Origin of the sequence: Kosakonia sp. R1.Fl (assembly GCF_023516815.1) — a bacterium.
Taxonomy (GTDB): Bacteria; Pseudomonadota; Gammaproteobacteria; order Enterobacterales; family Enterobacteriaceae; genus Kosakonia.
In genome coordinates this window covers 3,434,551-3,448,567 of the sequence record NZ_JAMGSQ010000001.1, presented here as the reverse complement: position 1 = coordinate 3,448,567, position 14,017 = coordinate 3,434,551, and the positions used below count along the sequence as shown (strand labels likewise).

Below are 14,017 nucleotides of genomic sequence, written 5' to 3'. Positions count from 1 at the left end.
ATCAGGCCAGGGATTTTACAGGCGGCAGCGGCATGCAGACGGCTCAACGGATCATCAAAAGTTACCGACGACGGCGCGCCATTGTTTGCGTGCTGGTTGGCGCTGTCGCACTATTTTTAACCCTCACGTTTCGCTTTATTTCGGAGCGTAATTTAAATCATCAGCGTGTTTACGCCTTTACCAACCACGCGGTCAAAACCCTTGAGCGATTGATGCTGCCGCTGGAAGCGGGTCGCAGTGTGCTGGTGCAGCTGGTTGGCATCCCCTGCAGCGATATTCACCTGCAGCTTCGCAAGCTGGCCGCAAGCCTGCAAACCGTGCGATCTATCGGTTTGATTCAAAACGGAACGCTCTACTGTTCGAGTATTTTTGGCCAGCGTGATGTTGCCATTCATCAGCTTCAGCCCTCTCTGCCTTCACGCTCGCAAAAACTCGTGCTCACCACCGATCAGTCACTGCTAAAAGATCGCCCTATATTGATCATGTGGTATCCCACCAGTGAGGACGGGCAAAGTGGCGTGATGGAGGCGGTAAATATTGAGCTGCTGAGTAATTTAATGCTGGAGCCGCAAGTGCCATTGATTACCAGCGTCAGTCTCAGCGTAGGCGGCAAACATCTGGTTGAAGGCAAAGGTGTGCTGGATAACTTACCGCCGCTGGAAAACGAAAAGCGCTACCAGCGCACTTCTGCTCATTTTCCTTTTACCATTAGTGTTACCGGGCCGGGTTCGACGCGACTGGCGCTGTGGCATTTACCTTCGCAGTTGCCGCTGGCGCTGATGATGAGTTTATTAACCGGTTTTATTGCCTGGTTTGCCACCGCCAGCCGGATGAGTTTTTCCCGCGAGATAAACCTCGGACTTGCCGGGCATGAGTTTGAGCTGTTTTGCCAGCCATTGCTCAATGCACACAACATGCAGTGTGCGGGCGTCGAAATTTTGTTGCGCTGGCACAACCCACGCCAGGGGTGGATTTCGCCGGAGATATTTATCCCGATTGCCGAAGAGCAGCATCTGATTGCCCCGCTGACACGTTATGTGCTGGCTGAGACCCAGCGTCAACTGGCGCTCTTTCCTGCTGATCCTGACTTTCATATCGGCATCAACGCCGCGCCAAGCCACTTGCGCCACGGTGAATTGCTAAAAGATCTCGTCCAGCTTTGGTTTAACAAAAATCCCGCCCAGCAGTTAACCATTGAACTCACCGAGCGCGATGCACTGCTGGATGTCGAATCCCGTATGCTGCGCGAACTTCATCGCCATGGCGCGAAAATAGCCATTGATGATTTTGGTACGGGTAATAGCTCGCTTTCGTGGCTGGAGAAATTACACCCGGACATCCTGAAAATTGATAAGTCTTATACCGCCGCTATCGGTACAGATGCGGTGAACTCGACAGTGACGGATATGATTATCGCGCTCGGCCAACGGCTGAATATCGAGCTTGTCGCGGAAGGTGTGGAGACAACGCAACAAGCGCTGTATTTACGTCAACAGGGTGTGCATATGTTGCAGGGATTTCTTTTTGCAGCACCGATGCCGGTGAAGGATTTTCCGGCCTGGCTGGCGGGGAATATCTCCCCGCCGCCGGAACGGCATAACGGCCATGTCGCACCGTTAATGCCGGGGTAAAGGTTACTCTTCTTCGTCGTGAGCAGGTTGCTCTTTAACAATACGGACCAGATCAACACGGTAATCGTTGGCTTCCATCACGGTGATATGCAACGGTGCCATTTCGAAGGTTTCGCCCACAGGCGGGATTTGCCCTCGCGCGGCAATCACCAGCCCCGCCACAGTGGCAATGTCTTCGTCTTCATCGATGAAGTTCTCCAGGCCCAGCGTGTGTTGCAGCGCATGTAAGTCTGTGGTGCCTTTCACCAGCCAGCCGTCACCATCGGCAACGATTTCTGGCGTTTCATCCGCGTCCGGGAATTCACCGGCGATCGCTTCCAGCACGTCCAGCGGCGTGACCAGGCCCTGCACGACACCGAACTCATTGGTAACGATAACGAAACTCCCGCGTGCCCGGCGCAATACGGCCAGCAGCTTAATCGGATCCAGGGTTTCCGGCACAACAATCGCTGGCGTTGCCGAAGCGATGGCGGCGACATCTACGCCCTCTTCCAGCGCGACCAGTATCTCCTTTGCACGCACAATGCCAATGACTTCGTCCAGCTCGCCACGGCAAACCGGGAACAGGCTGTGCGGCGAGGACAGCAGTTGCTGGCGGATCTGTTCAACACCGAGGTTGGCATCCACCCAACTGATATCACCGCGCGGCGTCATAATGCTGCGAAGCGAGCGTGAGGCCAGCGTTAATACGCCGTTAATCATATAACGCTCTTCTTCCGCAAACGCGCCTTCGGGCACCGGTACAGAGGCCTGGCTATCCGCTTCGATTTGCGGGTTCGACTGACGGCGGCCGCCCATCAAACGCAGGATGGCATCAGCCGTACGGGCGCGCAGCGGCAGGTGCGACTGATGGCGAATAAAGTTGCGGCGCGCAATCTGGTTAAAGAACTCAATGATGATCGAGAAACCAATCGCCGCGTACAGGTAACCTTTCGGAATATGGAAGCCAAAACCTTCGGCCACCAGGCTCAAACCAATCATCAGCAGGAAGCTCAGACAGAGCACGACCACCGTGGGATGTTGGTTCACAAAACGCGTCAGTGGTTTTGACGCCAGCAGCATCACCGCCATGGCAATAACGACAGCCGCCATCATCACCGGCAGGTGATTGACCATGCCCACTGCGGTGATGACCGCATCGAGTGAGAACACCGCGTCAAGAATAACAATCTGCACGACGACCACCCAGAAGCTGGCGTAGCCTTTGCCGTGCCCACTGTCATGCTCGCGGTTTTCCAGCCGTTCATGCAGCTCCGTCGTCGCCTTGAATAACAGGAACACACCGCCGAATAACATAATCAGATCGCGCCCGGAGAAGGTGAAATCCCAGACGGAAAAAAGCGGTTGTGTCAGCGTGACCATCCACGAGATCAGCGACAACAGCCCCAGTCGCATCACCAACGCGAGCGACAGGCCAATAAGACGCGCTTTATCACGCTGTTTCGGCGGCAGTTTGTCGGCAAGGATGGCAATAAACACCAGGTTGTCGATACCCAGAACAATTTCCAGAACAACCAGCGTCAATAATCCCGCCCAAATCGAGGGATCCATTAAGAATTCCATGACAGGCTCCTGAGAAGAGATGCGTTATTCAGTGTGCACAAACGCACAAATGTGACATTGAACGTCGTTGGGAAATGGCGGAAAACGCCGGGCTGCGTGGCACGAGAAGGCCAAAAAGTGAACTGACGTCGGTGACGATCCATACGGTGGGCTGCTGCCCTATACTCCTGACTAATTAAACGGAGGATAAACATATCAGAGAGACTTTGGCATTTGCAAAGATTTACCGGAATTTGCAATTTGTGTGGATATTTTGCGCTTCGAAATTTCACGAAGAGGAAACCTAAATTACGGATCTTCATCACATAAATTATTTTTTCACTATCTAAAATAATTCCCGAAAGTCATCGGTGTTCTCTTTAACCCTTATCTGAATCGATTCGGTTTACCGTTACCGGGACAGATTCACAATACATCAATTAATGGTGTGTTAACGACAAGAAGAAGGAGGTAGCAAGTGACCATTGCTATTGTTATAGGCACACATGGTTGGGCTGCGGAACAGTTGCTCAAAACCGCCGAGATGCTGCTGGGCGAGCAGGAGAACGTCGGTTGGATTGATTTTGTTCCCGGTGAAAATGCGGAAACGTTGATCGAAAAGTACAACGCGCAACTGGAGAAGCTGGATACCGGCAAAGGGGTGCTGTTTCTCGTCGATACATGGGGCGGCAGCCCGTTTAACGCTGCCAGCCGCATTGTCGTCGATAAAGAGCATTATGAAGTCATTGCTGGCGTCAATATCCCGATGCTGGTGGAAACACTGATGGCCAGGGATGACAACCCGACGTTTGACGAACTGGTGGCACTGGCGGTGGAGACCGGACGTGAAGGCGTGAAAGCGCTGAAAGCACAACCGGTGGCAAAACCCGCACCAGCTGCTGTGGCACCGAAAGCGGCAGCACCGGCCAAACCCATGGGACCTAATGATTATATGGTTATTGGCCTGGCCCGTATTGATGACCGTCTGATCCATGGCCAAGTGGCTACCCGCTGGACAAAAGAGACTAACGTTACGCGTATTATCGTCGTGAGCGACGAAGTGGCAGCAGATAATGTCCGTAAAACCCTGCTGACTCAGGTTGCGCCTCCAGGTGTGACGGCGCATGTCGTTGATGTCGCCAAAATGGTGCGTGTGTATAACAACCCTAAATACGCGGGCGAGCGCGTGATGCTGTTGTTCACCAATCCGACGGATGTGCTGCGCGTCGTTGAAGAGGGGGTAAAAATCACCTCCGTCAACATTGGCGGTATGGCTTTTCGTCAGGGTAAAACCCAGGTGAATAACGCGGTTTCGGTGGACGAGAAAGATATTGACGCGTTCAAGAAATTGAACGAACGCAATATTGAGCTGGAAGTCCGCAAAGTTTCAAACGATCCGAAACTGAAAATGATGGATTTAATCAGCAAAGTGGCGAAATAACCGCGACGGCCTGATTGACTCAGTTTTCACACTTACGTCTGATTTAGCTATAGGAGAAGTACAATGGAGATTACCACTCTTCAGATTGTGCTGGTGTTCGTCGTCGCGTGTATTGCCGGTATGGAGTCGATACTCGATGAATTCCAGTTCCACCGTCCGTTGGTGGCATGTACGCTGGTGGGCATCGTTCTGGGTGATATGAAAACCGGTATCATTATCGGCGGTACGCTGGAAATGATTGCTCTGGGCTGGATGAACATCGGTGCAGCGGTCGCACCCGATGCGGCGCTGGCGTCGATTATCTCGACCATTCTGGTCATTGGCGGTCATCAAAGCATCGGTGCCGGTATTGCGCTGGCCATTCCTCTGGCGGCGGCAGGCCAGGTTCTGACCATTATTGTTCGTACCATTACTGTCGGCTTCCAGCATGCCGCGGATAAGGCAGCCGAAACCGGTAACCTGACGGCACTTTCCTGGATCCACGTCTCTTCCCTGTTTCTGCAAGCTATGCGTATCGCTATCCCGGCGGTCATTGTTGCTATCTCTGTCGGTACCAGTGAAGTACAGAGCATGCTGAGCGCCATTCCTGAAGTGGTGACCAGTGGTCTGAATATCGCCGGTGGTATGATCGTGGTAGTAGGTTATGCGATGGTCATCAATATGATGCGCGCAGGCTACCTGATGCCGTTCTTCTATCTCGGCTTCGTGACGGCGGCATTCACCAATTTCAACCTCGTCTCGCTGGGTGTTATCGGTGCAGTTATGGCGATCCTCTACATTCAGCTCAGCCCGAAATATAACCGTTCAGCAGGCGGCGCTGCTCCGGCTGCGGGTTCCAACGATCTTGATAACGAACTGGATTAACAGGTGAACGACATGGTTGATATGACAAAAACTCCGACTGAGAAAAAACTCACCCAGAGTGACATTCGTGGCGTGTTCCTGCGTTCTAACTTGTTCCAGGGGTCATGGAACTTCGAACGTATGCAGGCATTGGGCTTCTGCTTCTCAATGGTGCCGGCGATCAAACGCCTGTATCCGGAAAATAACGAAGCGCGCCGTCAGGCCATTAAACGTCATCTGGAATTCTTTAACACTCATCCATACGTTGCAGCGCCGGTACTGGGCGTTACGCTGGCGATGGAAGAGCAGCGTGCAAACGGCGCAGAGATTGACGATGGTGCGATTAACGGTATCAAAGTTGGTCTGATGGGGCCGCTGGCAGGTGTCGGTGACCCGATTTTCTGGGGTACGGTGCGCCCGGTATTTGCAGCGCTCGGGGCGGGTATTGCCATGAGCGGTAGCCTGCTCGGGCCATTGCTGTTCTTCTTATTATTCAATATTGTCCGCCTGGCGACACGTTATTACGGCGTGGCGTACGGCTACCGTAAAGGTATCGATATTGTTAAAGATATGGGCGGTGGTTTCCTGCAAAAACTGACTGAGGGGGCGTCAATTCTCGGCCTGTTTGTGATGGGGGCGCTGGTTAACAAGTGGACGCACGTGAACATTCCACTCGTAGTATCAGAAATTACCGATCAGACCGGTAAAACCAACGTCACGACCGTGCAAACCATTCTCGATCAGTTAATGCCTGGCCTGGTGCCACTGCTGCTGACTTTCGCCTGCATGTGGCTACTGCGTAAGAAAGTTAACCCGCTGTGGATCATCGTTGGCTTCTTCGTCATCGGGATTGTAGGCTACGCCATTGGTCTTCTGGGTCTTTAATATGTGATGTGATGACCGGGGGCTTGCCCCCGGTTTTTTTATGTAAGGAGAAACAATGACGATTACGGATATCGTATTGGTACTGTTTATCGCCGCCCTGCTGGCTTTCGCCATCTATGATGAGTTCATCATGCCGCGCCGCATGGGTACTACGCTGCTGGCGGTCCCCCTGTTACGCAGAAGCCGTACCGATGGGGCTATTTTTGTCGGCTTACTGGCGATACTCATCTATAACAACACCGCCAATGGCGGTTCACCATTAACCTTGTGGTTATTATTTGCACTGGCTTTGCTGGGCATTTATCTATTCTGGATCCGCGCCCCTAAAATCATCTTTAAAATGCGTGGTTTTTTCTTTGCTAATGCGTGGATTGAATATAGCCGTATAAAAGAGATGAATTTATCGGAAGATGGTGTGCTAGTAATGCAATTAGAACAACGACGTTTGCTTATTCGCGTACGAAATATCGACGACCTGGAGAAGATATCTGCCGTTTTACTTAAAAGTCAGTAAGTTAGAATTTTATAACGCGGAAATTGCTCCGCGTAAATAATCATCAGATTTATAGCCTTTGCTATATTGATGGACTAATGTACTTATATTTATTAACGTAATTTTCACCAATAAATCTAAATGCTAATCGTTATCGATAAGTAAACAACATTATATATTGCTGTTGTTGTTTTATATTCTCAAAATATGTTAAGGTGCGTCCGTCGTTGGGGAGTAGCCGATTTCCATTCCTTTGGAAATGTACGTGTCAACATACTCGTTGCAAAACGTGGCGCGTACGGACTGAAATCATCAGTCAGGCGAGACCATTGGCACATCAACTGCTGTTTACTGGGGGCAGAGATGTGTTATATGGAACTCCCGGTCAGGACGCTCACATGAATTTATCTGCCACTCTTCTCCTCGCTTTTGGCATGTCGATGGATGCTTTCGCTGCTTCTATCGGTAAGGGCGCCACCTTACATAAACCAAAATTTTCTGAAGCATTGCGTACCGGTCTTATCTTTGGCGTGATTGAAACCCTGACGCCGTTGATTGGCTGGGGGCTGGGGTTGCTGGCCACGAAATTTGTCCTGGAATGGAATCACTGGATAGCGTTTGTACTGCTGGTATTTCTTGGTGGCCGGATGGTGCTTGAGGGAATACGCGGCGATGACGACAGTGAAGCGGAAACACCGCATCGCCATGGGTTCTGGTTGCTGGTAACCACCGCAATTGCTACCAGTCTCGACGCAATGGCTGTTGGCGTTGGCCTCGCTTTCCTGCAAGTCAATATTCTCGCAACTGCGCTGGCGATTGGTTGCGCCACGCTGATTATGTCGACAGCAGGGATGATGATTGGCCGTTTTATTGGCCCGCTTCTTGGAAAGCGAGCCGAAATTCTCGGTGGCATCGTGCTGATTGGCATTGGCGCGCAGATCCTGTGGAACCACTTTGCCGCTTAGCTTTCCCGCTGTAAGCAGTGGATCGTAAAATCGGTCTGGCAGTGGAATTGTTCCATTGCCGCTAACGTTTCCCACACTTCCGGTTTTGCCCGCCAGGCAAATGGCGTCATTTGCAATAACGCAACGGCTTGCTGACCCGTCAATGTCATCTCATAAGAGAGTGAATGCTGTTCCAGCAGTCTGAACCCTGCGATATCGCCGCTGTTTTCCGCATGCAGATGCACCTCATCATAAATAAGCCCCTTTAATTCCATCAGATGTCGCGGTCCTGGCGATGCGGTGATGACAATACCTTCTGGTTTCATTACACGCGCCAGTTCTTGCGCTTTGCAGGGTGCATAGATACGCACCAGACCGTCAATACAGCCATCGTCAAAAGGCAAGCGGTGGCTGGAGGCAACACAAAACATGATCGCCGAATAGCGCTTTGCCGCCGCCCGGATCGCCGCTTTTGAAACATCCAGCCCTAACATTTGCGCACCATGCTGCTGAGCAATCGCGGCAAATGCCTGGGTGTAATACCCTTCCCCACAGCCAATATCCAGCACCGCATCGGCTAACGGCGGTAGCCGCGCATGCAAAATGTCACCAATTGCATCGCGCAATGGCTGATAATGCCCCGCATCGAGAAAAGCGCGGCGCGCTTGCATCATCTCCGCACTGTCACCAGGATCCTTCGAGCGTTTATGCTGAACAGGCAAGAGATTGACATAACCCTCTTTCGCAATATCAAACTGATGCCGCTGCGCGCAAAAGAAGGATTTATCTCGACGGTGTAAAGGTGCGTGGCAGAGCGGACAACTGAAAGCCATAAAAACTCCGGGGCGTTCTTAAAGGGCGAAAGTTTACCGCCATTTGTTATGCCGTGGAAATTAAAAAGCCCCGCACTAAGGCGAGGCTTTATGTCTGACATTGATGCGCTACATGCGCTTCAAGCTCAGGGGTGTCGAAATCAGATAGCAGTTACGTTAACTGCAGCCGGGCCTTTCTGGCCGTCCTGAATTTCAAACTCAACGTTCTGGCCTTCGGCCAGAGTTTTGAAGCCGTTACCCTGGATTGCAGAGAAGTGTACGAATACATCTTTGCTGCCGTCAGCCGGAGTAATGAAACCAAAACCTTTAGACTCGTTGAACCACTTAACTTGACCTTTAATCTTTGCCATTTGCAAAATTCCTTAATGTATATACTTCGCCCGCAGGCATTGACTGAGAAAACTGAGACATTACTGCTTGAGGCACTAATATAAGGTTCGGCAGAGAAGCTGTATTCAACGAAACGTGTTTACTCAGGACTTCTTTACTGAAAATGCCACACATAAACAGAACTGTACCTCGATTGACCCAAAACGTGTTATCACATAATACGTAAATTATGGCAAGCCATTTTTAAACATGTCTGGATCCGTCGCACAAATTCTATAGTCATCAAGACTTGTTGTGCACGATTATGCATAACGTTGAACGCTATAACAGCCGCTCTGAACACCAATACCAATACTCAAAGCAGCCAATTTATTACTATAGCTCAATAAGTTCCGTTGTTCCATGTCAGTTCCCTCCCCGCTATGCATATAGCGTATATCGTAAGAACTTTTTGCGCATACTTATGCTTTTTTCACAGACTAGGAAGATTCTTAAACAAATATACGCGCCAGAGAAACTATTACCTCAAACCGCTATGGATATTTCTTGTGCAAATAAGCAAAGTAGTGCACCAAAATAATGAAATTATGATGACACTGCCTCATAAAAAGGCAAAGAAAACGTTTCGATAAAAATAAAACAACATGATTATAAAAGAACTCCTCTTTTTGGCGGGCAGTCTGAATTAACAAAGGGGTAAATACTGGCCAATTTTTAAGATCCGAAAGTTATCATTCTCCGCAGCCGTTTCGCTTAATGCCCACTGTAACTCTTTTACAGGTTCATCAAGCGATTCGTCCGCCAGCTCAAAAACGCCCCAATGAATGGGAACAGCAAGTGGTGCACCCAGTTGCTGCCATAGCGCGACAGCGCTTTGCGGATCCATATGGTTCACCGCCATAAACCAGCGTGGCGCATAAGCGCCAATTGGCAACGCGATAGTATCCAGTTGACCTAACCGTTGAGGAATAGTGAGTAATTCTGGCGTGTAACCTGTATCACCGGCAAACCAAAAACGCTGCGTTGATGATTCAATAACCCAGCCGCACCATAATGAGCGATTGCGATCCCATAATGTGCGCATGCTCCAATGTTGTGCAGGCACAGCGGTGTAGGTCATTCCCTGGAATGTAAAACTTTGCCACCAGTCTAACTCAGTAACATGCTGCGCACCGCGACGACGAAGCCAATCGCCCACCCCCAGAGGCACAAAGAAATGCACATCCGGAAAGCGACGCAGCAGCGCACGCACCGTCCACGCGTCCAGGTGATCGTAGTGGTTGTGGGAAATTAAGATCGCGTCCAGTTGCGGAATGTCGGCAATCGCGAGTGCTGGCGGTGTACGCCGCCGAGGCCCCGCAAAACTAACAGGTGAGGCACGGTGGGAAAAGACGGGATCGGTGAGGAGATACTGGCCCTGCAGGCGCAAGAGCATACTGGCATGGCCTAACCACCAGAGGCCATCATCATCACCAGTAATATTGGCTTTTTGCCACCACTGTTCGATAAACCCCGGGTAACCGCTGGAGGGTGGTCTGGGAAGACCGGCGGCTTTGCGCTCTTTTCGCCAGCGCTTAACATCTCCGGCTTGATGGGCGGCAGATGCTGAGTTGCTAAAACCTTCCGGCGTGTGGTGCGAGATTGCAGGATCATACCAGGGGTTTTTCCACACCATCTCGCACTCCCAGGCAAACTAGCGCTCGGCGACCAGGCGAATGAAATCATCATCGCCTTTTTCTTGCACTTTTACTGGCTCAACCGCTTCGTCCTTTTCAGGTTCATTTGACTCGCACAAGCGACGCAGCAAAGCATTTTGTCGTTTTTGCTGATCCAGCAGAGCTTCAAGTAACTCGATTTGTTCATTCGTGCGTGAACTGGCGCGATTGATAAAGAACCACAAAACCAGACCGACAAGCAGAACCACCAAAGAAAGGACTATAGACGCAAGGTTGATCGCGCCTGAATTTAATACTTCGTTCATTTCACCACCTCTATATAGACGCGGCATTCTACCACTGACGTCAAGGAAGGAAATCTCTCACTGAAAAAATGCCATTACCAGGGGATGAATTTATTGATGACGCAGATGCCGCTGAAGAATTGTACATCTTGATCACACATTACGTTAAGCATTTGAGTCCAGAGCAGCAGGCAGACCACCAATACGGCAGCCAGAATCAGCCATCTATATTTTCTCACTCCACTCTCCGATACGTTGCAAGGTGTAACCAGGTTATCATGGCTTCCTTAAACCGCGACTAACTGTATCTCCTTTCGGTATTTTTAGGAATGCTGGACTTGTTTCACCAGGTAAATACCGTAGCCTTATGATACAGTCTACCGATGTGCAAGGAGCAAATATGCGTACACTCATACGAAGCGTTATCATTCTGGCGCTGCTGTGGATTGGGCTCTTGCTGAGCGGTTACGGGGTGTTGATTAACAGTACGGAAAACGCTGCTGGGCTGGGTTTGCAATGTAAATATGCTACTGCACGAGGCACCAGCACCGCACAATATGTGCATTCCAGTAATGGTTTTTTTGGTCTGGCAAACTGCCCGCTGTTGCGTAAAAGCGATACCGTAGTCGATCATGGCTAACCGTTTGCACAAGAAAAAGCCGCCTTTTCAGGCGGCTTTTTTTGTCTTCATTCAGAACGGATAGTCGTTATAACCCATCTGTTCGGAAATTTTCCGCGCGGCATTGTGCAACATTTCAACGTACTCATGCAGACGTTCTTCTGAAAAGCGCAATGTCGGGAACGAAATACTTAAACCTGCGATCACAACACCGAAACGGTCAAAAACCGGTACGCCAATACAGCGTAAGCCTTCTTCCTGTTCTTCATTGTCTTCGCCATAACCCTGCTGACGCACAATATCCAGCATCGGCAACAGATCTTCGGTACTGGTGATAGTACGCTCAGTGCTGCGCTTATACTCAACACCTTCAAGAATCTGCTTCACTTCTTCACGATCGCGCCAGGCCAACAGGACTTTACCAATCGCGGTACTGTACAGTGGGTTACGGCGACCAATGCGCGAATACATGCGCAGATTGTACATTGAATCAATTTTATGGATGTAGACAATGCTGTCTTCATCCAGCGCACCCAAGTGGATGGTCTCTTTCGTCAGACGAGAAAGCTCACGCATTTGGATATCCGCGCTGCGGATCAAATCAACGTTTTGCAATGCGCGCGCGCCAAGCTCAAAAAGCTTCAGCGTCAGGGAATATTTTTCAGATTCCCCTTCCTGCGCGACATAACCTAGTGATTTCATGGTTTGCAAAAAGCGATAAACGGTGCTTTTCGACATCATCACTCGCTGCGAAAGCTCGGTGATGCCGATTTCACGCTCTTCTCCGAGCGCCTGCAGAATGCCAAATACCTTCAATACAGAAGAGACAGAATCTGGCTGCTTGTCCAAATCTGCGATTGCCATTAATCACCTCATCGCCTGTGTTTTATAAAATTCAGAATCGGTTTTTATTATAAATTCGTCATCCGGTCATCGCAATGCGCGTTTGTCAACTTCGTTACAAATCTGCGACATAAAACCGGAATGCCAATGATAGAATCATTATACAAATAACTTTGTGACATTAGCCCTGAAATTTCCATGGATAAATCTTCCCTTGATGGCCTGCCCATTCCGCAGCGTTACGGCGCAATTCTGACAATTATTATTGGCATCGCCATGGCCGTGCTGGACGGGGCAATAGCAAACGTTGCTCTACCGACCATTGCACGAGATCTCAATGCTTCCGCTGCCAGTTCAATCTGGATTGTGAATGCCTATCAAATTGCGATTGTCGTTTCACTACTGACCCTTTCATTCCTTGGCGATATGTTTGGTTATCGCCGGGTTTATCAATGCGGCCTGGTGCTTTTTACACTTACCTCGTTACTTTGCGCGCTTTCCGACTCGTTATTGACCTTAACTTTGGCGCGTGTCGCGCAGGGCTTTGGCGGGGCAGCGCTGATGAGCGTTAATACTGCACTCATTCGGCTGATTTATCCCCATCGAAGCCTGGGGCGCGGCATGGGAATTAACTCATTTGTTGTCGCCGTCTCGTCCGCAGCAGGACCGACCATTGCTGCGGCCATTCTTTCTGTGGCCTCGTGGCAATGGTTATTCCTGATCAATGTGCCTCTGGGTATTCTCGCCTTGCTGTTGGCAATAAAATTTTTGCCGCCCAATGCGACACGCAGTGCAAAACCCAAATTCGACCTGCCCAGCGCGGTGATGAATGCACTGACATTTGGTCTGCTAATCACGGCCCTTAGCAGCTTCGCTCAGGGGCAATCCACGACGTTAGTGTTGGTGGAATTGGTCGCATTGTTGTTCATCGGCTCGCTTTTTGTTCACCGGCAGTTGAAATTACCCGTGCCTTTATTACCTGTAGATTTGCTGCGGATCCCGCTTTTCTCTCTGTCGATTGGTACCTCAGTGTGTTCATTTTGCGCGCAGATGTTGGCACTGGTTTCCCTGCCCTTCTTTTTGCAGACGGTGCTTGGGCGCAGTGAAGTGGAAACGGGTTTGCTGTTAACGCCCTGGCCGCTGGCGACAATGGTAATGGCTCCGCTGGCAGGCTATCTGATTGAGCGCGTTCATGCCGGGCTTCTGGGTGGGTTGGGAATGGTCATGATGGCGGGCGGGTTATTTGCCCTGGCGCTGCTTCCCTCAGCACCGGCAGATATCGATATCATCTGGCGAATGGCGTTATGCGGTGCGGGTTTCGGCCTGTTTCAGTCCCCCAACAACCACACGATTATCACCGCAGCACCACGCCAGCGCAGCGGCGGTGCCAGTGGCATGCTGGGTACCGCGCGTCTGCTGGGACAAAGCTCCGGTGCTGCGCTGGTAGCGTTGATGTTTAATCTCTTCGAAACGAATGGAACGCATATCTCGTTGCTACTGGCGGGAACGCTCGCCACAGTTGCCGCTGTAATCAGCAGCTTACGGATCACACAGCCGCGCGCCAGTGAGTAAAAAAATTGCTTGTATAGCAAGTGATTAAATGCCGTCGCAGAAATTAATTCCCTGACCGTTCTGTAGTTTTAAATCCAGAGG

Annotated in this window: 15 protein-coding genes, 1 pseudogene and 1 riboswitch; of the genes and pseudogenes, 8 read left to right on the top strand and 8 right to left on the bottom strand. The window is 50.6% G+C overall.

Translation table 11 applies throughout. The features are described 5' to 3' along the window. Nucleotides 1–32: 32 nt before the first annotated feature. Nucleotides 33–1,631: a cyclic di-3',5'-guanosine monophosphate phosphodiesterase PdeD gene (gene pdeD, locus M8Q36_RS16340; protein ID WP_249881574.1), complete on the top strand. Its 1,599-nt coding sequence runs from the start codon at nt 33–35 to the stop codon at nt 1,629–1,631. A 3-nt stretch (nt 1,632–1,634) separates the two neighbouring features. On the opposite strand, the gene yoaE is transcribed toward pdeD, so the two are convergent. Next, the gene (yoaE, locus tag M8Q36_RS16335) at nt 1,635–3,194 is read right to left on the bottom strand and encodes a CNNM family cation transport protein YoaE (protein ID WP_249881573.1); all 1,560 of its coding nucleotides are present in this window, start codon (nt 3,192–3,194) and stop codon (nt 1,635–1,637) included. 457 nt (nt 3,195–3,651) lie between these two features. On the opposite strand from yoaE, the gene manX reads away from it, so the two are divergent. The 5 genes from manX (at nt 3,652) to mntP (ending at nt 7,800) form a co-directional block, all read left to right on the top strand. Further along, the gene (gene manX / locus M8Q36_RS16330) at nt 3,652–4,614 is read left to right on the top strand and encodes a PTS mannose transporter subunit IIAB (protein WP_249881572.1); all 963 of its coding nucleotides are present in this window, start codon (nt 3,652–3,654) and stop codon (nt 4,612–4,614) included. Nucleotides 4,615–4,677: 63 nt separating this feature from the next. Continuing rightward, nucleotides 4,678–5,478 (top strand): PTS mannose/fructose/sorbose transporter subunit IIC, encoded by an 801-nt coding sequence (locus M8Q36_RS16325; protein ID WP_249881571.1) that lies wholly within the window; start codon nt 4,678–4,680, stop codon nt 5,476–5,478. A gap of 12 nt (nt 5,479–5,490) precedes the next feature. Beyond that, on the top strand, nt 5,491–6,342 hold the full coding sequence (locus M8Q36_RS16320) for a PTS mannose transporter subunit IID (RefSeq protein WP_249881570.1): 852 nt from the start codon (nt 5,491–5,493) through the stop codon (nt 6,340–6,342). A 55-nt stretch (nt 6,343–6,397) separates the two neighbouring features. Continuing rightward, complete coding sequence (locus M8Q36_RS16315; protein ID WP_249881569.1) at nt 6,398–6,856, top strand: DUF986 family protein; 459 nt, start codon at nt 6,398–6,400, stop codon at nt 6,854–6,856. 196 nt (nt 6,857–7,052) lie between these two features. Continuing rightward, nucleotides 7,053–7,227: riboswitch (yybP-ykoY riboswitch) on the top strand. A gap of 6 nt (nt 7,228–7,233) precedes the next feature. Continuing rightward, nucleotides 7,234–7,800 carry a manganese efflux pump MntP gene (gene mntP, locus M8Q36_RS16310; RefSeq protein ID WP_249881568.1) on the top strand — a complete coding sequence of 189 codons (567 nt, stop codon included), beginning with the start codon at nt 7,234–7,236 and terminating at the stop codon, nt 7,798–7,800. On the opposite strand, the gene rlmA is transcribed toward mntP, so the two are convergent. The 6 genes and pseudogenes from rlmA to mgrB form a co-directional block, all read right to left on the bottom strand. Beyond that, a complete protein-coding gene (gene rlmA / locus M8Q36_RS16305) occupies nt 7,797–8,612 on the bottom strand; it encodes a 23S rRNA (guanine(745)-N(1))-methyltransferase (RefSeq protein ID WP_249881567.1) in 816 nt (271 codons plus the stop codon). The two genes, mntP and rlmA, sit on opposite strands and share 4 nt — an antisense overlap. A gap of 140 nt (nt 8,613–8,752) precedes the next feature. Next, on the bottom strand, nt 8,753–8,962 hold the full coding sequence (gene cspE / locus M8Q36_RS16300; protein WP_001062678.1) for a transcription antiterminator/RNA stability regulator CspE: 210 nt from the start codon (nt 8,960–8,962) through the stop codon (nt 8,753–8,755). A 12-nt stretch (nt 8,963–8,974) separates the two neighbouring features. Next, nucleotides 8,975–9,116: pseudogene (locus M8Q36_RS16295) on the bottom strand (DUF2627 domain-containing protein). Between the two features lie 511 nt (nt 9,117–9,627). After that, on the bottom strand, nt 9,628–10,617 hold the full coding sequence (locus M8Q36_RS16290) for an MBL fold metallo-hydrolase (RefSeq protein ID WP_249881566.1): 990 nt from the start codon (nt 10,615–10,617) through the stop codon (nt 9,628–9,630). Between the two features lie 18 nt (nt 10,618–10,635). Next, nucleotides 10,636–10,923: a YebO family protein gene (locus tag M8Q36_RS16285; RefSeq protein WP_200550661.1), complete on the bottom strand. Its 288-nt coding sequence runs from the start codon at nt 10,921–10,923 to the stop codon at nt 10,636–10,638. Between the two features lie 74 nt (nt 10,924–10,997). Further along, nucleotides 10,998–11,141 (bottom strand): PhoP/PhoQ regulatory lipoprotein MgrB, encoded by a 144-nt coding sequence (gene mgrB / locus M8Q36_RS16280; RefSeq protein WP_017456969.1) that lies wholly within the window; start codon nt 11,139–11,141, stop codon nt 10,998–11,000. 161 nt (nt 11,142–11,302) lie between these two features. Between mgrB and M8Q36_RS16275 the strand changes: the two genes are divergently transcribed. Continuing rightward, nucleotides 11,303–11,542 carry a YobH family protein gene (locus M8Q36_RS16275; protein WP_249881565.1) on the top strand — a complete coding sequence of 80 codons (240 nt, stop codon included), beginning with the start codon at nt 11,303–11,305 and terminating at the stop codon, nt 11,540–11,542. A gap of 51 nt (nt 11,543–11,593) precedes the next feature. Here the strand turns inward: M8Q36_RS16275 and kdgR are convergent, their stop codons facing one another. After that, nucleotides 11,594–12,385: a DNA-binding transcriptional regulator KdgR gene (gene kdgR / locus M8Q36_RS16270; RefSeq protein ID WP_017456967.1), complete on the bottom strand. Its 792-nt coding sequence runs from the start codon at nt 12,383–12,385 to the stop codon at nt 11,594–11,596. 177 nt (nt 12,386–12,562) lie between these two features. On the opposite strand from kdgR, the gene M8Q36_RS16265 reads away from it, so the two are divergent. Continuing rightward, nucleotides 12,563–13,936 carry an MFS transporter gene (locus M8Q36_RS16265; RefSeq protein ID WP_249881564.1) on the top strand — a complete coding sequence of 458 codons (1,374 nt, stop codon included), beginning with the start codon at nt 12,563–12,565 and terminating at the stop codon, nt 13,934–13,936. The last annotated feature ends 81 nt before the right edge of the window (nt 13,937–14,017 follow it).